The sequence below is a fragment of the Herpetosiphon sp. NSE202 genome, from assembly GCF_042688385.1.
In the GTDB taxonomy this organism is placed as follows: Bacteria; Chloroflexota; Chloroflexia; order Chloroflexales; family Herpetosiphonaceae; genus Herpetosiphon.
This window is the reverse complement of sequence record NZ_JBHUPY010000012.1, coordinates 181,724-203,685: the sequence shown is the minus strand read 5'-3', so window position 1 is coordinate 203,685 and position 21,962 is coordinate 181,724. Positions and strand designations below refer to the sequence as shown.

Annotated in this window: 22 protein-coding genes; 4 read left to right on the top strand and 18 right to left on the bottom strand. The window is 51.4% G+C overall.

The genetic code is table 11. From position 1 onward, the window contains the following. Positions 1-304: 304 nt before the first annotated feature. Positions 305-883 carry an NADPH-dependent FMN reductase gene (locus tag ACFMKP_RS15360; RefSeq protein WP_382292826.1) on the bottom strand — a complete coding sequence of 193 codons (579 nt, stop codon included), beginning with the start codon at positions 881-883 and terminating at the stop codon, positions 305-307. 213 nt (positions 884-1,096) lie between these two features. On the opposite strand from ACFMKP_RS15360, the gene ACFMKP_RS15355 reads away from it, so the two are divergent. Beyond that, positions 1,097-1,693: a TetR/AcrR family transcriptional regulator gene (locus tag ACFMKP_RS15355; RefSeq protein ID WP_382292824.1), complete on the top strand. Its 597-nt coding sequence runs from the start codon at positions 1,097-1,099 to the stop codon at positions 1,691-1,693. Here ACFMKP_RS15355 and ACFMKP_RS15350 read toward each other — a convergent pair. From ACFMKP_RS15350 to ACFMKP_RS15295, 12 genes are all read right to left on the bottom strand, one after another. Next, positions 1,690-2,115, bottom strand: coding sequence for an FBP domain-containing protein (locus tag ACFMKP_RS15350; RefSeq protein ID WP_382292823.1), 426 nt, complete (start codon positions 2,113-2,115; stop codon positions 1,690-1,692). The two genes, ACFMKP_RS15355 and ACFMKP_RS15350, sit on opposite strands and share 4 nt — an antisense overlap. A 386-nt stretch (positions 2,116-2,501) precedes the next feature. After that, on the bottom strand, positions 2,502-3,749 hold the full coding sequence (locus ACFMKP_RS15345; RefSeq protein ID WP_382292821.1) for a lysophospholipid acyltransferase family protein: 1,248 nt from the start codon (positions 3,747-3,749) through the stop codon (positions 2,502-2,504). Next, positions 3,746-4,795 (bottom strand): NAD-dependent epimerase/dehydratase family protein, encoded by a 1,050-nt coding sequence (locus ACFMKP_RS15340; protein ID WP_382292819.1) that lies wholly within the window; start codon positions 4,793-4,795, stop codon positions 3,746-3,748. Before ACFMKP_RS15340 ends, ACFMKP_RS15345 begins: the two co-directional genes overlap by 4 nt. A 128-nt stretch (positions 4,796-4,923) precedes the next feature. Further along, positions 4,924-5,325, bottom strand: a complete 402-nt coding sequence (locus tag ACFMKP_RS15335) for a type II toxin-antitoxin system death-on-curing family toxin (protein ID WP_382292818.1) — start codon at positions 5,323-5,325, stop codon at positions 4,924-4,926. A 51-nt stretch (positions 5,326-5,376) separates the two neighbouring features. After that, positions 5,377-5,592, bottom strand: a complete 216-nt coding sequence (locus ACFMKP_RS15330; RefSeq protein WP_054533102.1) for a hypothetical protein — start codon at positions 5,590-5,592, stop codon at positions 5,377-5,379. Between the two features lie 157 nt (positions 5,593-5,749). Beyond that, the gene (gene lysS, locus ACFMKP_RS15325; protein WP_382292816.1) at positions 5,750-7,228 is read right to left on the bottom strand and encodes a lysine--tRNA ligase; all 1,479 of its coding nucleotides are present in this window, start codon (positions 7,226-7,228) and stop codon (positions 5,750-5,752) included. Positions 7,229-7,418: 190 nt separating this feature from the next. After that, on the bottom strand, positions 7,419-7,886 hold the full coding sequence (gene greA / locus ACFMKP_RS15320; protein WP_054533104.1) for a transcription elongation factor GreA: 468 nt from the start codon (positions 7,884-7,886) through the stop codon (positions 7,419-7,421). Between the two features lie 153 nt (positions 7,887-8,039). After that, on the bottom strand, positions 8,040-8,567 hold the full coding sequence (locus tag ACFMKP_RS15315) for a hypothetical protein (protein ID WP_382292815.1): 528 nt from the start codon (positions 8,565-8,567) through the stop codon (positions 8,040-8,042). Positions 8,568-8,641: 74 nt separating this feature from the next. Next, on the bottom strand, positions 8,642-8,806 hold the full coding sequence (locus ACFMKP_RS15310) for a hypothetical protein (RefSeq protein WP_382292814.1): 165 nt from the start codon (positions 8,804-8,806) through the stop codon (positions 8,642-8,644). Positions 8,807-8,914: 108 nt separating this feature from the next. Beyond that, positions 8,915-9,247: a hypothetical protein gene (locus ACFMKP_RS15305; protein ID WP_382292813.1), complete on the bottom strand. Its 333-nt coding sequence runs from the start codon at positions 9,245-9,247 to the stop codon at positions 8,915-8,917. 96 nt (positions 9,248-9,343) lie between these two features. Further along, entirely contained in the window at positions 9,344-9,508 is a 165-nt protein-coding gene (locus ACFMKP_RS15300; RefSeq protein WP_164689665.1) for a zinc ribbon-containing protein, read from the bottom strand. A gap of 117 nt (positions 9,509-9,625) precedes the next feature. Next, positions 9,626-10,786 (bottom strand): hypothetical protein, encoded by a 1,161-nt coding sequence (locus ACFMKP_RS15295; protein WP_382292812.1) that lies wholly within the window; start codon positions 10,784-10,786, stop codon positions 9,626-9,628. Positions 10,787-10,919: 133 nt separating this feature from the next. Between ACFMKP_RS15295 and ACFMKP_RS15290 the strand changes: the two genes are divergently transcribed. After that, a complete protein-coding gene (locus tag ACFMKP_RS15290) occupies positions 10,920-12,032 on the top strand; it encodes a winged helix DNA-binding domain-containing protein (protein WP_382292811.1) in 1,113 nt (370 codons plus the stop codon). Between the two features lie 413 nt (positions 12,033-12,445). Here the strand turns inward: ACFMKP_RS15290 and ACFMKP_RS15285 are convergent, their stop codons facing one another. Together ACFMKP_RS15285 and ACFMKP_RS15280 are read right to left on the bottom strand one after the other, a co-directional pair. Next, positions 12,446-14,017 (bottom strand): STAS domain-containing protein, encoded by a 1,572-nt coding sequence (locus tag ACFMKP_RS15285; protein ID WP_382292810.1) that lies wholly within the window; start codon positions 14,015-14,017, stop codon positions 12,446-12,448. 478 nt (positions 14,018-14,495) lie between these two features. After that, positions 14,496-15,920, bottom strand: a complete 1,425-nt coding sequence (locus tag ACFMKP_RS15280) for a GH1 family beta-glucosidase (RefSeq protein ID WP_382292809.1) — start codon at positions 15,918-15,920, stop codon at positions 14,496-14,498. Between the two features lie 121 nt (positions 15,921-16,041). Here ACFMKP_RS15280 and ribD point away from each other — a divergent pair, with 121 nt between their 5' ends. Then, entirely contained in the window at positions 16,042-17,148 is a 1,107-nt protein-coding gene (ribD, locus tag ACFMKP_RS15275) for a bifunctional diaminohydroxyphosphoribosylaminopyrimidine deaminase/5-amino-6-(5-phosphoribosylamino)uracil reductase RibD (RefSeq protein WP_382292808.1), read from the top strand. Between the two features lie 91 nt (positions 17,149-17,239). Next, positions 17,240-18,193 (top strand): STAS domain-containing protein, encoded by a 954-nt coding sequence (locus tag ACFMKP_RS15270; RefSeq protein ID WP_382292807.1) that lies wholly within the window; start codon positions 17,240-17,242, stop codon positions 18,191-18,193. On the opposite strand, the gene ACFMKP_RS15265 is transcribed toward ACFMKP_RS15270, so the two are convergent. From ACFMKP_RS15265 to ACFMKP_RS15255, 3 genes are read right to left on the bottom strand one after another with little or no spacing between them, the layout of a single operon-like run. Beyond that, on the bottom strand, positions 18,190-19,392 hold the full coding sequence (locus ACFMKP_RS15265) for an ABC transporter permease (RefSeq protein WP_382292806.1): 1,203 nt from the start codon (positions 19,390-19,392) through the stop codon (positions 18,190-18,192). The two genes, ACFMKP_RS15270 and ACFMKP_RS15265, sit on opposite strands and share 4 nt — an antisense overlap. Before the next feature lie 9 nt (positions 19,393-19,401). Continuing rightward, the gene (locus tag ACFMKP_RS15260) at positions 19,402-20,073 is read right to left on the bottom strand and encodes a hypothetical protein (RefSeq protein ID WP_382292805.1); all 672 of its coding nucleotides are present in this window, start codon (positions 20,071-20,073) and stop codon (positions 19,402-19,404) included. Further along, on the bottom strand, positions 20,061-21,692 hold the full coding sequence (locus tag ACFMKP_RS15255; protein ID WP_382292804.1) for an amidohydrolase: 1,632 nt from the start codon (positions 21,690-21,692) through the stop codon (positions 20,061-20,063). The genes ACFMKP_RS15260 and ACFMKP_RS15255 overlap by 13 nt, the downstream gene beginning before the upstream one ends. Positions 21,693-21,962: the final 270 nt, after the last annotated feature.

Below are 21,962 nucleotides of genomic sequence, written 5' to 3'. Positions count from 1 at the left end.
GGAATTTTGCCTAATTGTGGATGCTTTCGACTTGCAACTGCCCAACTAAGCCCATCATGAGCTGTGAGAAGTGTACGTTTTGCGATAAGGATCTGTGGTGGAGTTTGAGCACAATATGCTTGAATTGCAGCTATTTTCGAAAACCAGTGTAGCGTCCAATTGAGGGTTGTAAGGCCAACGTGGATGACCTGTGGGTATGGTTCAGTCCAAAGCAACCCAATTGTGCTGGTTGCCATGAGCGAATTCTTTTCTCAAGTAAGTGCTGGCAAGCAGATTAAGGCTTGCCAGCGCAAGAAGCAATTAATTAGGCTTGTTCGCGGGCGGTTTTGAGCGCCTTCGTCCACCAAGCTAATTCTTCAAACAAGGTGTTGAGGGTTGGCAAGAGGTGGGGAAGGTCGTTTAATTCCACGCCTTGTTGCCAAATTCCAAAGAAATCGGCTCCGCCGATGTGCACTCCGGTGCGGGTTGGTGCCATTTGCAACTCGACTGCGATTCCGCGCAGGTGCTCGACAGCGCGAGCGCCACCAACTCCGCCGTAGCCGACGGCAGCAGCAGGTTTTTTATTCCATTCTGGCGAGGCATAATCGAGGGCGTTTTTCAAGGCAGCGGTGATGCTGTGGTTATATTCGGCGGTCACGAAAATAAAGCCATCAAAGCTCGCAACGGTTTTTTGCCATGCTTGGGCGGCTTCGCTGGTTGAAGGTGCCCAAGCGTTTGAGGCAACTTCATCGAAAAATGGCAAATTCACTTCGCGCAAATCGACCAGTTCAAACGCTAAATCTGTGTGTTCTTTGGAATGCTCCAACACCCATTGAGCAACTTTTTCGCCCAAGCGAGCTTGGCGGGTACTGCTAATGATGATCGCGATCCGTGGTGTGGTCATTGAACACTCCTTCTGAAATTTACATAATGATTTATGTTTGGACGTTGCTTGCTTGCGAACCATGGCCGTGCTACTATCCCAATTGGCTTTGAGCACTGACGCTGATTGCACGCATGAACTATCTAAACAACATGTGTATGATAGAGGGCTAAAAATCTTGCGTCAACCAACAAAAAGCTACAAGTGTTGTTTAGTTGCAAAATTGGAAGCGTTTTGATACCTGTAAATGTTTCAATCGACCCCCGGATTACGCGCACGCGCCAACGCTTAATCGATGCGTTTAATCAACTGATGCAGCAAAAATCGTTCGATGAAATTACCGTGCGTGATCTTGCGCGCCAAGCTGGGGTTAATCGGGCAACGTTTTATGCCCACTTCCCCGATAAACATGCGATTTTAGATGCAATGATGGCGATTTCGTTTGCTGATACCCTGCACCGCTGGGTTGTTGGGCCGCTTGATGACCCAGAAATGTATTTGGAGCGCCTATTTTTGGCGATTACTGATCAGCTGACGATGTTTAATGGCTCTGAGTGCCAAGATACCTTTTCGACCTTCGAGGCAGTGATTGAAGTGCAGATAAAGGCTCAAGTTTGCAAGCACATTCAAGGCTGGTTTGGCAAGCATATTCCCGCCCAAGTGCTGCGCTATCAGCCGCTCGAACTGAGCGCAGCCTTGGTGAGTTGGGCCTTGTATGGGGCGGCCCAAGAATGGAAAACGCGAGCGCGAACCCAAGCCCCAGCGACTTTTGGCCATCAAGTGATTCCCTTGATTAGTGCCATGGTGCGTAAATTTATGCACGAGCGCTAGGCTTTGGGCCGATGTTTGCTAATAAAATGGCTTAGCTGATTCGCTGGAATCGCAAACCCCCGACATTCTTCTAGATCGGCGCAAATATAGCTGTAGGTAGCTTGATATTCGCCATCTTGGCGACCGCGCAGGCTGCGCACCGAAATCATATCGCCAACTTCAACAAACTGGGCGCATAAATCGCATTGGCGTTGGCGAAAAGGCTTGCCCGCGTGGGCCGACATGTTGAATACAATCCCCCGCGTTTGGCTGCCATCGTGCCACACAAAATAAATTCGGTTGGTACGCTCAGCCAGCCAGTGGTAAAAGCCATGCTGCGAGAGCGTAATATCCAGCGGTAATTCGTAATTTTCTGCTTTGCGAAACAGCTTACGCAAGAGTGGGCGCTCAAAAACCAGCGCTGGTTGATCTGCTTGATCCATGGTTATTTGCTCCAAACAAGGTTTGCCATGATCAATTGTATGCAACATTGGCGCTGATTGTTTAGGTCTAAAGCAGGGCTTTGGCTTCAATCATTGGAATGAGTAGCTTGATCGTGAGGAATTTCAGATCCCCTCACCCCAACCCCTCTCCCACTGCGGCGGGCGAGGGGCATTCATGCTGTGGTTCTCGCGTAATGCGTCGGTAAAAACGGGTGCTCCCCCTCGCCCGCGTTTTCGTGGGAGCGGGGGTTGGCTTTCAAGGGTCGGTTTTAAGATCCCCTCTCCCGTGGCGCTTTAATGGCATGGTTTTGGCATGATTTGTGGTGAAAACGGGTGCTCCCCCTCGCCCGCGTTTTCGTGGGAGAGGGGGCTGGGGGGTGAGGGAATTAAACAAAAATATTTGAGCGATCTTTGAGTTTATCGAGCAAGGTGTTTTGAATGGTGGTGCGTACTTGCTCAGTCAATTGCGAGATCAATAATGGATCTTCTGCACCCTTTGCGCCATATTGCTCGGTATCGATTGGCTCACCAAAGACGATAGTCCATTTTGTGGGTAGCGGAATTAGGCCCAATGGCCCGAACCATGGGAAGGTTGGCGTAATTGGGAAGTAGGGAAAGCCCAAAAGCTTTGCAAATCCCTTTGCATTATGCAAGTGCGGGTGAATTTCCTCGCCGCCGATGATCGAAACCGGAATAATCGGCGCACCAGTTTTGACCGCCACTTTGACAAAGCCGCCGCGCCCAAACCGCGCCAAGCGATAGCGATCTTTATACAATTTGCCAACGCCCTTCAAGCCCTCTGGGAAAACTCCAACCAACTCATCGCGCTCTAGCAGCGCTTCTGCATTGGCTGGCAAGGCTTGCACTTGGCCCAAGCGGCTGAGCAATGGCGAGATAAACGGCAGCGACGAGAACCAGCTGAGGTGCAAATTGCGCAACACGCGGCCAGCTTCATGCTCGAAATTTAAGGCAGCGCCGACCATCGCGCCATCCCATGGCAACACGCCAGAGTGGTTGCAGACCAACAAGGCGCGGCCAGAATCGGGCACGTTTTCGAGGCCAATTGCTTCGACGCGCCAATATTTCTTGTACATAAACAACAAGAGCGGCTTGGCTAAATCAAGCAATTCATAATCGAGTCCAAATTCATCGACCGCGTAATCGCCGCGCCAGCGCCGCTTGACCATATCGGCGTTGGCATCAAGTTGGTAGCGCAGCACCAAGCCAATGCCTTTCCAGAAATCGGCATCAAGATAATCGCTGTTGATGTTGGCTTTGAGCGTGTTGACCGCCATTTCGATGACTTTTTTTGGCCAGCGGGTCAGCGATTCGCGAATCAAGTGAATGACTTCGGCGATCGCGCTTTCGCGTTCATCTTCCGAGGCTGGCATGGCCCGAATTTCTGATTCCAAAGCCGAGAGCAATGAATCGATGCGGGTTTGACTGCTGCGCCGCAAATCACCATCAAGATTGATAACTTCAATCGGCGCTTCTGCTGCAACGTCGTGCTCATCGGCAACAGTCGCCTCGGTGGTCGTTTCAGCTGCTTTGGCCTCGACAATTGGAATTTGCTGTTCGGTTTCGTCAGTAGCGCCAGCAGCGCGACGGCCACGTTTCTTTGGTTGATCGCTCATGCTTCATCCTCCTGACTGCGACGATTCAAAAAGGCTTGAATTCCATCGTAGGCTTTGCGTTTGGGCAGCAAATCGCTATAGCTTTGCAAGCGCAGCGAGCTACGGAAGGCTTCGAGGGCTTCCTCGGCGGTATGGCGTGGCTCATAATTTAATTCGCCGCGCATAGCCGTCGTATCGGCAATCCATGGAAAGCGCAAATAATCTAATTCAAACGGCATAATTTTGTTGGCTAGCCGATTGTTGCGCACGAGGCTAAAACGCTCGGCTGCATAGGCAAAGGGGTGGAAAATTGGCAGTGGTTGGCGACCAACTCGCCGAATCATTTGGCTGAGTGGCATCACACCATCTGCTGCTACATTGAAAACCCCGTTGGCCTCAGAAACCAAGGCATGCAACAGCGAGCCAATTACATCTGCTTCGTGGACAATTTGCATTAACGGGTCGAAGCCTAGCAAGGTTGGTGGTGTTGGTTGGCCAAGGTAGCGCATCGTCGACGATGCGCCGCTGGCTCCGACGATGCCGGGGAAGCGCAACACCGCGATATTCATGGCGTGGTTGCGGCGAAAATCGGCAATAAAGCGCTCGATTTCGTAGCGATGGCGCAGCAACGGCTTGCCATCGGTGCCGCGTAATGGCGCGTTTTCGTGCAAATACAAGGGGTTATCGACGTGCGCGCCATACACCATGGTTGTGCTTTTGATAACTACCTGTTTGACTTCAGCAGCATTTGCCGCCGCCAACACTTCCATTGCGCCCATCACATTGGTTTGAAAGGCATCTTCGGGCGAAAGCAAGCCTTGACCGCCGGATAAGCCCGAGGTAAAGACCATGTGTAAAATGCCTTCGACCTTCTCCGTGCGGAGCAATTCGACCAGCAATGGGTTACGTAGATCGGCCTGGATATATTCAACGCCATCGATTGGGCGTTCTGGGGGTGAAATATCCAGCCCAATTACGCGCACAATTGGAAATTTAGCCAGTTGGCGGGCTAATCGCCGTCCCCAGCGACCAGCAGCCCCTGTGATCAGCACTGTGCGTCGTTCCACAAAAGCTCCTTATCCAAAAAAAGCCAAATGCGAGCACAACCGTGGTGAGCACATAGAGCGTGGCAGCGAACGTGGGTGAAGCTCTATGCAAAAAAACGTGGCTCCTCGGCAAGAAAAACTGCGTGCCCCTAGCGTGGTTGGGTGCTCAACCTGCCAGGAATGAGATGATCGTTGAACCATTGTAGCAGCTGCTCTTGGCTGCGTTCCGAACGCGCGGCAGCAGCCAATTCATGGCTCAAGCCTTCAATATCGTCAATAGTTTGATCATTGATTTGGGCTAAACGCAAGCTCACCAATAAGGCGGTTGCGCTATTGCCCGATCGAAATGGGCGATTTTTAATTAATGTGTAACTCAAGGCTGCTATTTTGGCTGGTAAATCGGGGTACAATTCCTCGCCAAAACAGGTCTGGGTTTGGTTTACAACCAAGCCAATCAGCCGATCAAGGCTGTTTAAGCCCAGCCGACCACCAAAGCGTTCGACCAAATAGCCGTGAATATCCAAAATATCTTCGCGTTTTAAATACTGCATAGGCCACTTCATTGCTGAGTAAGCAAGCCACAACGCTGTAGTTTGCTGAGGTTATAAGCCAATTAACGATTGAAACTCGCGATCGTAGGCATCGACAACGCCCTTGGCCCAAGCCCGCAATTCGGGGCTGAGTGGGCGGCGCAACACCAATTCGCCTTCAGTAAAGACCAATTCAACGGTATCGTGATGTTCAAGGCCGATGGCATCGAGCCAGCCTTGCACCACGGTCGGCAGATTTTCCCGCTCGATAACTAATGAACGTGGCATAGGTTAAGTCCTTTGTTATTTGGTTGTTGGGAGAGGGGAATTAATTTTGGTGGTTCCCCTCTCCTGTAATGGCGTTAATTTTGGTGGTTCCCCCTCGCCTGCTGGGCGGGAGAGGGGGCTAGGGGGTGAGGGAATGATTGATCCTGACCCCTCGTTGTTACTCCTCGCCCTGCTTGCGCAAGTGCGGGAAGAAAATGACTTCGCGGATGGTTGTTTGATTGGTAAACAACAGACACAGCCGATCGATCCCGATGCCCAAGCCACCGGTTGGCGGCATGCCAACTCGCAGCGCCTCAAGGAAATCTTCGTCCATTTGCATGGCTTCGTCGTCGCCAGCAGCATAATCGCGGCCTTGCTCCAAGAAGCGTTGCTCTTGATCGAAGGGATCGTTTAATTCGCTAAAGGCATTGGCAATTTCAGCGCCAAGCATAAACAGCTCAAAGCGCTCAACAAACTGTGGATCATCGGCTTTGCGCTTGGCCAAGGGCGAAAGCGGCTGTGGGTATTCGGTGATAAAAGTTGGCTGAATCAATTCTGGCTCAACAAATTCACTGAATAACTCATCAACTTGCTTGGCCCAAGTTGGCTTGCGCTCAATTTTCAGGCTAGCTTCGCGAATCGCTTCCCATAGTGTATCAAATTCGCGACATTCGCGAATATCAACTCCAGTTTTATTGAAAATTGCATCGCGCATGGTGATGCGCTGCCACGAGCCACCAAGCTCAATTTGCTGGCCCTGATATTCGATGCTGGTGCTGTTGAAAATTTGTTCAGCAGCAAAGCGAATCATGCCCTCGGTCAATTCCATGATCGATTCATAATCGCCGTAGGCTTGATAGACCTCAAGCATAGTAAATTCTGGGTTGTGGGTGCGATCAACGCCCTCGTTGCGGAAGTTTTTGCCAATTTCATACACGCCATCGAAGCCGCCCACAATCAAGCGCTTCAAATACAATTCAGTGGCGATCCGCATATACAAATCTTGGTGCAACTGATTGTGATGGGTAGTGAAGGGGCGAGCCGCAGCGCCACCATAAATCGCCTGCAACACTGGCGTTTCAACTTCTAAAAAGCCGCGTTGATCGAGATACTGGCGCATAGCCGTGATCAAGCGTGCCCGAATGCGGAAGGTTTCGCGCACCTCGGGGTTGGCTGCTAAGTCAACATAACGCTGGCGTTGACGGGCTTCTTGGTCGCTAAATTGGCCTTCGCGCTTGTCTGGTGGCGGCGTGATTGCTTTGCTCAGCATCGTCCAGCTGGTGACGTGGACACTTGGCTCGCCCATTTTGGTGGTGAAGAGCGTGCCAGTCACGGCAATAATATCGCCAAGGTCAGTCAGATCAACAAAGTGCTTGAATGGCTCATCGCCAACATCGGCTTTGCTGAGAAACACTTGGAACGCGCCATGATCATCGTTTAAGTGGGCAAAGGCCGATTTGCCCATAACCCGCCGTTGGCGCAGCCGCCCCATGATGGTGACGATTGTGCCAGCCTCGGCGAGTGCGTCGAACTGCTCGCGCAAGGCAGTTAATGTATGAGTGCGTTGGGGCACGCGAGCGGGATATGGATCGATGCCAGCAGCTTGCAGCGCTTGCAATTTACCATACCGTGTCTGTTGTAAATCGTTTAATTCCATGCCTAATCTCAATAGTAGCGTAAGGCGCGTCAGCGCAGCCCGTTGGAATGCTCACAAAAATGGCTGGGCTACAAGGCCTACTGCTTGAATCCTGTCGGCTATTATAGCCGAGAACACGGCGATTAATCCGAAAGACGCACTTTCCAGTGCGCCTTCGGCTGTTCACACACTGAATTGAGTGGGGGATGTGCTAGCGAATTTTGACAACTGTCATTTTCATCACACCGCTGGGGGTGCTAGCAGTGGCCTTTTGGCGCGCGCGTTTACCCATCAAAGCGCTGCCAATTGGCGATTCATTGGAGATTTTACCATCGCGGGGGCTGGCTTCAGCGGCACCAACAATCATCCATTCTTCTTCTTCGCCGTCTTCATAGCGAATCGTGACCGATGATCCGAGCCGTACTTCGCGATTATCACCATCTTCTTCAATCATTTGGGCGTTGTTTAAGATGTTGCGAATTTCGCGGATGCGCCCTTCGAGGAAAGCCTGTTTGTTTTTGGCATCTTCGTACTCGCCGCTTTCGGAAATATCGCCAAGTTCTTTGGCTTGACGAATCCGCTCGGCAACTTCCATACGGCCAGTCGTTTCGAGTTCCTCAATTTCCGCTTCCAGTTTTGCGCGACCCTCTTTAGTCAGATAAAACGGCTTATCGGTCATAGTACTTGCCTCGATTATGGAATGAAAAAAACCGAGAGGACTCTCAGTCAAAAGAAACGCCCACGCGATTGCTCACGTGAACGTGTTAGCCATTATACGGTATTCAATCAGCCTTGTCTAGCCATGAAAGTGTTAGAATTTTTGAACGAGCGTTTATTTTTCAGCTGCAACGTGCTGCAAAAATTGGGCTAAACGCCGCGCCCCAACGTGCTTAAATGGCTCGACTTGGGCTTGTAGTTGCTGATAGATTTGGGCAGTTGTTGAATGCACCTGTTCAATTAAGCTTGTCGGCATTGGCCAGCGTTGGCAAACCGCAGCAAATTCTGCCTGATCACGAATTTCGATGCTGCCATCGGCCAGTTTCAGCAGATCAACTTCTAAATCAATTTCCTCGATAAGGTGATAATTCCACTGATTTGGCAGCACAATATCAACATCGATCAGTTTTTCACTGAGATTAAAACATGCCGACCAATAGGCATTTGGGGGAATTAATTTAACAAACGCTTGTTCAAACCTGCCTTGTTGGCCATTACTATGTTGCCAACGACTGCCTGCGGCAATGCCCAGCCAATGGCCAAATGCATCAGCGCCAAGCAGATAGCCCGTTGCCTGGGCGGTTGGGCGTTTTGGCCATTTAAAGCCATGAATTGCCATCAGCGGATATGCAGCAAGCGACATCGAGCAAGCCTCCTAAAACCAAACACGCTATGATTGCACAGATCATAGCGTGGAGTGCAAGCGGGATTGGCTGCTTATTTGGCTTTGCGCACGAGGTTAGTCGAGCCGCAGGCGCTGCATTTGGCGTTCTTGGGCAGTGGGCCAGAGATACGCATTTGATGTTTGCAGTGTTTACATTCGACTGCGGTATCGGCAAAATCGCTGACATCTTCGTGATTTTTGATCGTAATGAATTTCATATGCTGGCTCCCTTGTTGGCGAGAATTTGATTGCGTTTGCTACTAACGAGCTTAGCAGCCAGCCCCCGCCATGACGAGCCTTGCAGATGACAGCTTGATGACAGTGGATTATGCTTTCTCGACCTGCCACTCCATCCACGATGCAGCTGTGCTTGTGCTCAGCCCATGGCTCAATTGATCAATCATCTCCTGCACCATGCTTTGATAGGCCGCAGGATTAAGGGTTGACAGCAACTGTAGTTCATCAGCTTGGCTAAATACCGCGTAGATAATCCTAGCCAGTTCCGATTGGCGCGGTAACGCAGCAATAATTTTTGGTAAGGCCAATGTCCAAATGCCAAGCTCTGGGTTAAGCGCTTGACGTTGGATTGCGGTCAAAACCCCAAGCCCAAGATAGGCCCAGAGGGCCTCAGCATCGGATTCTGGAACTGATAATTTCAAGCGAAACTCCTTTTTGATGCGCAGCAGAATCCATTTAAAACCAAACACGCTATGATTGCACGTATCATAGCGTGGAGTGCAAGCGGGATTGGCTGTTTATTTGGCTTTGCGCACGAGGTTGGTCGAGCCGCAGGCGCTGCATTTGGCATTCTTGGGCAGCGGGCCAGAGATACGCATTTGGTGTTTGCAGTGTTTACATTCGACAGCGGTATCGGCAAAATCGCTGACATCTTCGTGATTTTTGATATTGATAAATTTCATTGCTGGCTCCCTTGTTGGCGAGAATTTGATTGCTTTTGCTACTATCTAGCTTAGCAGCCAGCCCCCGCCATGACGAGCCTTGCAGATGACAGCTTGATGACAGTGCTATTCAGACGATCACTTATCGATGATTAACATCGTGCTTGGGTATGGATAGAATGCTGTGGGCAAGGTTTTATGGCTGATTGTTCCAGTTGCAGCATCGACCAGCACAAATTGCTGGCTGTTTGCATCAAAGAAAAGGATTGTTTGGCTCTTGCTGCTCCAAGTTGGGTAACATTCAGTGCAGTTAACAAAGATGGTCTGACTGGTTGTGCCATCAGCTTGGATGATTTTTAATTCAACGCCTAGTTGGGGCGGTGTGGTCATTCCAAGCATTTCTGGTTCGCCGCCAGCAACCAGCGCAGCTTTTTGCTGATTGGGTGCTGCTTTGATGTTGAGCGTTTGGCTATAACGATCGTACCAAGTGCTGATTGGCGTGCTAACGCCCTGCTCAAGATCGTAGCGCTCAAGCTGAATTAATGGATTGAGATCGGCGGTTCTGGTTTGTTCATGCTCAATAAAGAGTTGTTGATCGCCAACGATTGCCTGAATGCGGCCTGCACTCAGTTCTTGAGGCTGCTCATGATCGTTGAGATCGAGCAACCACGTATGCCAATCTGTGGGTGGCGTGCCAACATTGGCTTTACTAAAAAGGAGTTGCTGGTTATCAAGCCAGATCAAATCAGTATAAAATGCGCTCCATTCACTGATTTGGCTTGTGCTTTGAGCAGCAAAATCGTACATCCAAATCGAGCCTAAAGCGACTGGGGCCGTGGTATCGGTGCGTAGGCGGACAAAGGCTATTTTGCTGCCATCTGGCGTAATGGCAATGCTCTGCTGATCGACTTGGGCGGCAAGTTTGGTTGCTTGCCAGTTTGTATAATCAAGCTGGTAGAGTTCGCCGCCCGAACCACTATCGCCAATGACCAAGGCAAGTGCTGGTTGATTGGGAATCGCATTCAGTTTGGTTTGTTCGCACGAATTTTTGGGGCAGGTGAAGCTACGTTTTAAACTGGCTTGGCCTGTATCATCAATTGTATGCAGCTCTAGCGCTGTGCGATCTGCATTCGTAATATTGACGATCACGTTGCTTAGGCTTTCAGGATTTATACTGCTAACGCTGCTGGGAGTAGGCTGGGGAATTGTTGCGGTTGGCGGCACGGTTGGTTGAGCTTGATTATTGGCACATCCAGTTAAGAATATTGCCATAATGATAATTAACACCGATCGTTGCATAAAAATTATTTCCTTGATGATCAATTTGGATCGGTGTATAGCCTAGTAAAATTATTCCAGCGCTTGAATGATCAAACTGTGAATTGCTTCTGATAGACTACTGAAATCGTGTGTTTGGGGAATAGGAGTAGCAATGGCCAAGCGATTGCAGCATCAGATTTTGAGTCAACGCGCCTTGAATCGGGCCTTACTGGCGCGCCAACATTTGTTAGAGCGGGTGCATGGTTCAGTTTTGGGCTTGATTGATCAGCTTGTTGGAATGCAAGCCCAATCGCCAAACCCACCCTATTTTGGCTTGTGGTCACGCTTGCATGGCTTTGAGCAGCAGCAATTATCAACTCTGTTTGAACAGCGCCAGGTTGTGCGGATTGCGCTGCTGCGTTCGACAATTCATTTGGTGAGTGCCAGCGATTGCCTTAATTTGCGGCCATTATTGCAGCCAGTTTTGGAGCGCGGCTTTCAATCCAATTTTGGCAAGCAACTGCCTGGAATCGACCAAGAAGCCCTGATGGAGTATGGACGGCGTTTGGTTGAAGCTCAGCCGCAAACCTTTCAGGCGCTTGGTGGGTTGCTGCACGAGCGTTGGCCCGATTATCCAGCGGCAGCGTTGGCCCAAGCGTTGCGCACGTGGTTGGCGTTGGTGCAAGTGCCCCCGCGTGGTTTATGGGCTACGAGCGGGCCAGCGGCGCATACTACCGCTGAGCAGTGGTTGGGCCAGCCTTTAGCAAGTGAGCCAGATTTGGCCCAATTGGTGCGGCGCTACTTGGCGGCATTTGGGCCAGCCAGCATCAACGATATGCAAGCATGGTCGGGGTTGACCCGTTTGGGCGTGGTTTTCAAGCAACTGCAAGCAGAATTAATCTGTTTCTGCGATGAGCAAGGCCGTGAATTGTATGATTTGGCTGCTGCGCCACGCCCAGACCCAGCAACGCCAGCACCGCCAAGGTTGCTCGCCGAATTTGATAATATTTTGCTATCGCACGCTAATCGAACTAGAATTTTGAGTGAAGCCTATCGCCAACGCCTTTTTACCAGCAATGGTCTTATTCCTGGTGCGATTTTGGTTGATGGGTTTGTGGTGGGCATGTGGAAACTAAAGCAGCCAGAAGCGAGCCTGCACTTGCAGCTGTTCGAGCCAATTGCCAAGGCCGAGCGCCAAGCATTGGAGCACGAAGCGGCCAGTTTGCTGCACTTTGCAATCAACACCAATGATCCAATTATTCGGTTTGAAGAACATAAAGCATAGAACATAGAGCAAAGAACATAGAACATAGACGTACTGGTCGATTGCGTTAACCACCGATTGCACCCTCTCCCGACCACGAGACGAGGGGGAACCACGCGGCCCAGTGCTCCCCTCGCCTGCGTTCAGTGGGAGAGGGGTTGGGGGTGAGGGCATGCATCTGGTTGCTAAGCCAATTATTCAGTTTGAAGAACATAGAGCATAGGAGTTGGCGGATACCTTTAACGCAGCGCCGCAGAGTTGAGTTTTGGGGGGTTGATTATTAGTCAATCATGGCCTAACCAAAGAATAGGAGTATCAACGCGCGTGATCGTTAGTATGCTCGTAAGTTGGGAATTGGATACTACATTCAAATCCTTCCTCCTCACACACACTCTTTCTCTTCTACAGACGGCTCAATTGAGCCGTTTGTGGTTTTAGGCCAGTCGATTGATCTGCAAGTAGTGCATGCCACGTTTGAAGGCTTGCTCCAACGTTGCTGCACTTTCGATTGTGCGTAGATCGATTTGTAAATTAACCAAGGTTTCGGCCATATCTGGACGAATGCCAGCCAAAATCACTTGTGCTCCCAATAAGCGAGCAGCTTGGGCCGCCTCAAGAATTGCGCGTGCCACAAGGTTATCGACGACGGGAACGCCAGTAATATCGAGAATCACGACTTTGGCGCGTTCTTGTTCAATGGCGATCAGCAGAGTGCTGCTAATATCGCCAGCGCGATCGGCGCTAAATTCGCCAACCAAGGGCATCACAACCATATGTTTGGTAATTGGGATGCTGGGCATGCTCAAGCGGCGCACCGTATCGAGCAAGCGTTCTTGGGCTTGATTTTGGGCTTGAACTTCGGCCAAGGCCGTGTGCAATTCGCTGGTGCGGCTGACAACTTGGGCTTCAAGCTCCTCGTTGAGGTTGGCCAAGCGTGTTTGTGAGGCGTTTAAGCCTCTGGCCATGGTATTGAAAGCTCCTGCAAGGCTGGCCAGTTCATCACGGGTATCAAGCACGACTGGCTCAAACGTGGTGGGATTTTGGCTAAATCCAGTTACTCCAGCATAAAGTTTCTGAATTGGGCTAGCAATTCGTTTGCCAACATACCAGCCAACTGCAATCACAATTGGCGCTGCAATGAAGATCACAAGTAATAAACTTACTGCCAGCCTGCCGACGTTGGCATAAATGACATCTAAGGGCCGTTCAACCACCAAAATCCAATCAACAGGCTCGATTGTGGTGCGCACGCCAAGCACTTCTTCGCCAAAAACGCTTTGATAGGTTGCAACTGCGGTTGCTTGATTTAAGAGCGGTAGGTCGCGCATGGTGGGGTGTTCAGCCAAGGCTTCGATTTTGGCAGCACTGATCAAATTGCCTTGCTCGGTCAAAATTAAAACCCGCATGTTGGCGGCGGTTTCAATACGGGTGGTGCTTGTCCAGATGCGTTGCATGCTAACATCTGCAACCAAAAATAACACTTGATTGCTTGAGCTCAGCAATTGGGTGGCAACCCGAAACCGCGGCACTTCCTGCGGCGCTAATTTTCGATCAATCGTGCCACTAAATGCTGCTGGATCGGCAAACGATACCCGCCGCGTGCTGAGATCGGCCAAGAGCTGTGAGCCATTGAGTGAGCTTGGCAAGGTTGGCTCGTCAAACCGCGAGCTAGCAATCTGGCGTTGCCCATCGGCGCTATAAATTGCGACTTCAACAAAACTTGAGCGAAACAGGGCAATGGTGGCAAGTTGTTGGGCGCTGATCGTTTGCGGATCGGATTCGCGGGCAATGTTTTCGGCAATATCTTGGAGTTCAATTGTGGTGTTGAATAAAAAACGGCGGAAATCTTCGGCAGCCAAGTCGGTTAAGGCAATTTGTTGGCGCTCAGCCGATTGTTGCTCGGCGCGATAGCTAATTACCAACACCAATACCCAAACACTAAGCAATGGCAGCAATGCAGAGAGCGTAATGATCCACGTAACTCGACGACGAACACGTGCTCGCATAGTGTTTTCCTATCCATCAAGCCATGGCCAACATCCCATGGCTGATTCACCAAACACCATCCGCTGCCTTTGCCATCGGCGACCCAGTTTGCGACTTGCAACCAGTGGTGTTTTTTTGAAGAATTTCCAGCGTGTAGTTGAGCCAAAAGATTGGTCTAGTGTAGCAGTAAATAGCCTAGCTAGCAATATAGCTAGGCTATTGATTTTTGGCTTTCTAGCAATCGATGTTGGGGTTTGCTGCGCTTGATAGTGGCTGATTTTGGGTATTAAGATTCCCTCACCCCAACCCCTCTCCCGCCCGCAGGCGAGGGGCTTTTTCGTTCTGTGGTTCTCTCCCAATTCCTTGGTAAAAAACGATCGGTTCCCCCTCGCCCGCGTTCAGTGGGAGAGGGGGTTGGGGGGTGAGGGAACGCTTCACCGCCGACCAATCGCTCAAAACCGACCCTTGTAAGGCTGGGGTGAGGGCATCTTCTCAATCTTATTCCTGTGGGCCAATTGGGCAATTGCGATAGCGATTGGCGAGTGCTTCTAATTCACTTGGCAAGCTAGGCAAGCCATTGTTGGCCACAATTTGTTGATACCAACGGGCCGTGCGTTTTGGCGTGCGTTTTTGGGTTGCAAAATCGACTTCGATAATGCCAAAGCGCTCGTCGTAGCCCTCGGCCCACTCGTAATTATCGAGCATCGACCAAGCATAGTAGCCTTTGACGGGCACGCCTGCCTCGATTGCATCGGCCACAGCTTCCAAGTGGGTGTGCAAATAGCTCAGCCGATCGCCATCATTGACCGAGCCATCCTCGGCTCGTTTGAGGTCGGCGAAGGCGCTGCCATTTTCGGTAATATAAATCGGCGTATCGCCATAATCGCGCTGCACCCGTTTGAGCAAATCGGCAAAGGCTGCGGGCACAACTTCCCAGCCGCGAAAACTGGTTTCGCCAATGGCTGGGCTATTAGTAAGTGCCAAAAATTTGCGCTCGTCAGCAGCCGAAATCCGATTCGGGAAGTAATAGTTAATGCCCAAGAAATCAATTGGCTGTTGGATGACAGCCAAATCGCCAGCCTGCACATAATCCATTTCAAGCTGATGGTGTTGCGCGAACCATTCGACAATATCGGCGGGGTAGCTGCCACGGAAAATGGGGTCGAGGAACCAGCGATTACCATAGCCATCGTTGCGCCAGGCAGCGGCATGATCTTCTGGGGTATCGTGGGTTGGGTAGGCAGGGGTCAAATTAAGCGTGATGCCAATTTGGCCTGCTACTTTGTGGTCGCGGAATAATTGGGTTGCCAAGCCATGCGAATAAAGCAGATGATGCGAGGCTTTGACGGCGCTAGGCAAATCTTTGATTCCAGGCGCATGCCGGCCTTGCAAGTGGCCAACAAATGCCGCAACCCACGGCTCGTTGTGGGTAATCCAGAACGGCACGCTCGCACCTAATTGGCGATACATGGCTTCAGCATATTCGGCAAAGCGCAAGGCCGTATCGCGATTCATCCAGCCGCCAGCATCTTGCAGGGCTTGGGGCAAATCCCAGTGGTAGAGTGTGGCCATGGGCGTAAGCTGGCGTTGGTGCAAGCCTTCGATAATGCGTTTGTAAAAATCAAGCCCTGCTTGGTTGATTTTGCCCTTGCCTTCTGGGAAAATTCGGGGCCATGCAATCGAGAAACGATAGCTAGCTAGCCCAAGCTCGCGCATCAAATCTAAATCTTCTGGGTAGCGATGGTAGTGATCGCAGGCAATATCGCCGGTTTGGCCAAACTTGGTTTTGCCTGGCGTATGGCTAAATCTATCCCAAATTGATTCGCCACGGCCATCTTCGTGTACCGCCCCTTCAATTTGATATGATGAGGTCGCAGTGCCCCAAAGAAAATCGCTAGGAAATTGCTTTTCAACAGTGGTCATCTGGTCTCCTTTGCCCATGAATTCGTGCAATGTTTGAAATCGGTCTCATGCTGCTTAGTTGGTGCAATCACAAAACCGCCTGTATTATACGGCTGAATTGCTGATTGAAATGAGTATACTGATGGATCAGAATTGTATGCAGGCAGCGCTGGAACAAGCCAATTTGGCGCTGGGCCGCACGAGTCCCAATCCGGCGGTGGGCGCGGTGGTTGTGCAAGCTGGGCAGATTGTTGGGCGTGGCCATACCCAACCGCCGGGCCAAGCCCATGCTGAAGTTATGGCCTTGCGAGAGGCTGGCGAACAGGCGCATGGTGCAACGCTGTATGTGACGCTTGAGCCATGCACGATTTGGGGCCGCACGCCGCCCTGCACCGATGCGATTATCGCCGCAGGCATTCGCGAGGTCGTGATTGCCGCACGCGATCCTAACCCGCGTTTCGAGCACGATGCAGCGAGTGTGTTGCAGGCAGCAGGCATTCTGGTGAGCTTTGATCAGGCTGCGGAAGCGACGGCGCTGGCCCAAACCGAAGCCTTTCGGCATTGGATTGTGACCAAACAGCCGTTTGTCACGGTTAAATATGCCATGAGCCTTGATGGCAAAATTGCCACCCGCACTGGCGATGCGCGCTGGATTAGCGGCCCAGCCTCGCGCCAAAATGTGCATCGTTTGCGCGACCAAATTGATGCGATTTTGGTTGGCATCAACACGGTGCTGGCCGACGATCCCTTGCTGACGACACGCTTGGAGCAGCATTGGCGACCAGTGCAGCATCCGCTGCGGATTGTGCTCGATGCTCGTGGCCGCATGCCTGCGAGTGCGGCGATGTTGGCAGATGCTGTGCCTGGCACAACCATTATCGCTACAACTGCCGCTGCGAGCGCCGAATGGCGGGCCAGCATCAGCAACGCCGAGATTCTGGAGTTGCCAAGCAATTCTGAAGGGCGGGTTGCGCTTGCTGTTTTGTTGAGTGAATTAGGCCAGCGTGGCATTAGTTCGTTGCTGGTTGAGGGTGGTGGCGAAACAATTGCGGCTTTTTTGGCAGCACAGGCAGTGCAAAAATTGCAAGTGGTGATTGCGCCCAAAATTATTGGTGGCGTTGCGCCCAGTCCGGTTGGTGGCGTGGGGATTGCGCGCATGAGCGAGGCTCAACTGTGGCAATGGAGCACCAGCGAGCAGTATGGCGCTGATGTGTGGCTTACTGCGTACCCCGCCCAGCAGGTAGAATAATGTTAACCTTGGAGGGTAGGAAAAATCACCCTGAGAATAAGCCTAATCCTGCTAAAATAGACGAAGTTTAATACACACAAAAGGAACCAGCATGCGTCTTACTCAACGTTTTGCCCTGTTAACCCTGCTGCTTTTTGAAGCGCTCATGAGCATGTTGGGCTTTGTCTATTTAATCTTTAATGATGGTGCGCTCGAAGTATTAATTGGCTTAGGCATCTTGCCAATTCTAACCCTTTGCTTGGCCTATGGAGCGTGGCGCAATTGGGCTTGGGTGGCGCATGCCAGCCTTGTCGTGGCAACTGCAATCACCGTTTTATTGCTGATCGATCCTGCCAAGGATATTTACTTTTCTCCCGTGTTGCTTGCGCCGATGGCAATTGCCTTTGTCATAACCGATTCGCGCACGACGATTCTGACGGCGCTGGCGGCAATGCTGGTCACATGGCTGCGGGCCGATAGCGATACGCCCTATCTTAAAGTCGATTATGCAATTTGCTATGCTTTTATCGCTGGCTGCTTGTGGCTTGGGCGCTTGATTTTGGAGCAAACCCAGCGTGCCAACACCGAGGCCTTGGCCTTGATCCAAACTGAGCATGGTTCGGCCCAACGCTATGCCCACGAAGCAGAGGAGCGAGCCAATCGTTTAGAGGCGCAATCGGCTGAGCAACAACGCTTGTTGGCAACCGTTGCCGCGCTCGAAACTCCGATTGTTGAGGTGGCCGAGCACGTATTGCTTGCGCCAATTATTGGCTACGTTGACGCTCAACGGGCGGCCCAATTGACCGATCGGGTTTTGGCGACAGTCAATCAAGGCCGTGCCAAAGCGATTATTTTGGATATTACGAGCTTGAGCGAGGTCAATGCACAAACTGCCCAACAATTGCTACGTTTGGCTAGCGCCATTCGCTTATTGGGCAGTTCGGTGATTTTGAGTGGCATTAGCGCTGATTTGGCGACAACCCTTGTGCGCCAACGGATCGATTTAGGGCTGGTGCGAACTGCGCCAACGCCGTATGCCGCCTTGCAAATTGCCGCCAAACTTTAAAGCTTGCCCAGTTGAAACAGGTCGCGGATGCGCAAACTTTGGCGATAGCGCAACAAGCCAATGCGCACGACGCGCCCAGCAAAACGGGTGATTAACGCCGCCATCAGCCACAACCAAAGCACAGTCGCAATTTGCTGCCAAACTGGCACGCTCCCGCTCATCACCCGTTGTAGTAGGGTAATTGGTGCGGTATAGGGAAAGATATTAAAGCCCAGTGCTAAACCGCCATTCGGATTATTGCTCAGCACCGCGATAAACCACAATGGCATTGTGCACAAGAGCGTCACAATGCCGGTTAGTTGCTGGCCCTGCTGCGCGCTGGTAACTGCCGCGCCGATTGCGCTCAGCGTGGCGGCAATAATAAAGTAGCTTGGAAAAAACAGCATAAACGCCAGCACGATTACGCCGATGCTAATGCCCTGCTCACCAATTAGATCGAATTGGGCGGCGGCAAAACCCAATAACACCAATCCGCCGCTGGCCCAGATGCTCAATTGGGTCAGCGCCAAGGCTCCCAAGCCCAAAATCTTGCCAGTCATAATTTGGTAGGTTGAGAGCGAACTAGCCAGAATTTCCATAATCCGCTGCTCTTTTTCTTCGATCAAGGCCATCATCAGGTATGAGCCACTGCCAAATGTCGAGCCAAGCAGCAAAATCCCAAAGAAAATTGGTACGACAATCGATAAGCCAGAGCGCCGCGCCTCTGCTGGTGGCGCATCGAGCACAATGCTATCGAGTTTGCGAATTGGCTGAAACACCACATCTGGCTCTTCGCGCAATTGGGCTGCCAACACAGCCTTGAGAAAAGCGCTAAACTGGCTTTCGGCGAGTTGTGGCAAGGCTTCGAGCGCGTATCCCTCAATTGTGCCTTTGGCCAGAAAATCGCTTGGCACCACGAAGGCCGCATCGATTGATTCTGCTTGGAGCGCAGTTTTGGCTGCGTCTAAGCTGGCATATTGGCGAATCTGCACATCGCCCAAATTGCTGCGCCAAGCAATTTCTGGCTTTAAGCCTGCGGTCAAGCCGCTTTGGTCGACATAGCCAATTGCTTTGACTTGCGACGAGAGCAGTAACACCACTACCACCACCACAAACAGGAGCACCAACATAATCGGCATGCCAAAGGTCGAGATCAAAAAACCGCGCCGGCGCAGATGGGTCAAATATTCATGGCGGGCAATTGTCCAGATTTTGCTCATCGCAATCCCTTATTCTTGCGCCAACGCGGCGGCAGCTTCATCATCGATGCTCAAACTTTGTTGCATTGGGTTGTAAAACATCGTTTCGACCTCAGGCCATAAAGCTTGCGGCACAAGCCACGATTGCAACATAATGCTGCCGCCTGCCGTTTGGCTCAGTTCAAAGCGCACATACATTGGCTGGGTGTTCAAGGTTGCTGTGCCTTCTAAACGGTAACGTGCACCTTCACTGGTGCTATCCAATTGTACATCGCGCGTGAGATAGGTTTCGAAAGTCTGCGATTTTACCATTTCGATGATCTCGGCAGCTTTGGTCGAATCAAGCTGTGTGGCTTGCCAACTAAATGAGATCGTCACCACAACACTGGCATTGTAGGCAAAACTGCTGATGCCAATGCCACTTTTAAGTGCTTCAGTACGCCAATTGCTTGGCACATCGATCGCAAAAACACCGCGTGGATCGCGATAGGTGCTAAATGTAAACGAGACTGGCGTGGTCGCCGTTGGTTCACTGGTTGGCGCTATAGTTGCCACCGCAACATTGGTGGCTTGGCTTGGCTGCTGGCTGGTTGGGGCAGTCGGCGCAATAGTTGCAAAGCTTACCGTCGTTGGGTTAACGTTTTGTTTGGCACACCCAATTAAACTTACCAGCAAGCCAAGGACGATGATTAACCTTCCCATACAGTTTGTCCCTCAATAATCGTGTGTGCAACCTGCACCTTGGCCAATTGCTGGGGCGCAACTTGGGCTAAATCCTCTTCAAGAATTACCAAATCGGCAACTTTGCCAACGCCTAAACTACCCTTGAAGGCTTGTTCGCCAGAGGTAATCGCAGGCCCGATTGTGTAGGCCCACAAGGCTTCTTCAAGGCTCAAGCGTTGTTCTGGATACCAACCACCATCAGGCGAGCTATCGGGGCGTTGGCGGGTAACGGCGGCATGAATTCCAGCCCATGGGTCCCACGATTCGACCGGCGCATCGGAGCCAAAGGCCAAAATTGCTCCGCTGGCCTGCAAACTACGCCAAGCATAGGCCGATTGTGAACGCTGGCCCCAAAAACGATCAGCCACGCTAATATCGCTGGTCGCATGAATTGGCTGCATCGAAGCAACTACGCCGAGTTGGCCAAAGCGCCGAATATCAGTGGGGTGTAATAATTGGGCATGTTCAATCCGATTGGGAATGCGAGCTGCCAGCACACCCTTGCCAAGGCTGGGCTGCAAGCTTTCAGGATTGGCTTTGAGCGCCGTCTCAATGGCATCGAGCACCGTGCGGTTGGCAGCATCGCCGATAGCATGGACAATCACGCTAATATCATTGGCAATCGCCCGATCGATCGTGGCAAAAAGCTCCTCGCGATCGTGCATCGGAATGCCATATGGATGCGGGGCATTAGCTGGTAAATTATCAAATGGTTCAAGCATATGCGCAGTGGCGGAGCCAAGCGAGCCATCACTAAATATTTTCAAGTTGCCAAAACGCAACCAAGCATCGCCCAATCCCGATTTAAGCCCCATCGCAACCGCATGCTCAAGCAAATCCATGCGCAAATGGTGCAAAATCCGCATTTCGAGCGCACCCCGCCCATACAGGGTTTGCACCGCAGCAAAACAATCTGGGCCTTCGGGCACGTGGATACTGGTGATGCCGCGTTGGTGCATGCGTTTGATAAAGGCTTGAATACTGGCCTCTTTTTGGGCAGCGCTTGGCTCAGGAATACAGGCTTTGACCGCCAATTGGCCATTTTCAAACAGCATGCCATTTGGCTCACCAGCAGCATCGCGGCCAATGCTCCCGCCATCGGGATCGCTGCTGAATTTGCTGATGTTGGCGCGATTAAGTGCTGCGTTATTAACCCAAGCCGAGTGCAAATCCTTACGCGTAATAAAGGCTGGACGACCACCAGTCACCTGATCAAGCTCGCTGGCGGTTGGCCAATCGCGCTGCCACAGGCTATGATCCCAGCCAGAGCCAAGCACCCATGCGTCGGCGGGCAAGCGTTGGGCGTGCTGGCGAATAATCTCAAGCGCTTGATCAAACGAGGCTACTTCTTGCAAATCGATTTGATCGGCCAGCAGGGCGCTCCAAAGCAAGTGAATATGGGCATCGCAAATGCCAGGAATAATGCTACGCCCAGCCAAATCGATATACTCATAATCGGCGTGAAGAGCAGCCCGAACCTCGGCATTCGTGCCAACCGCCACGACCTTGCCATCGCGCAAAGCAATGGCCTCGGCCACGCCCACTGTTGGGTCAAGCGTCCAAATTGCGCCCCCAGCTAACAAACGATCACGGGCCATGGTTGTTCTCCCAGTAACAAAGACTGCTGTCTATTGTAACAAAAACATGGCATATATCCTGCTTATACAGTTGTAGGATTTTATTTGATTATAAGGAGTAACGATTATGGTACGACATAAAAAAAGCGCTTTGGCAGCCTTAGCACTCGCAGGTTTGGCCTATTTCTTCAAACGGCGTTCTGCGCGCTAGGGATTGGGTATCCCAAGCAATTTGATGCTGCTTGCCGAGGATCACGCTGTCTCGTGATATGATGAAGCAAGCATAATCGA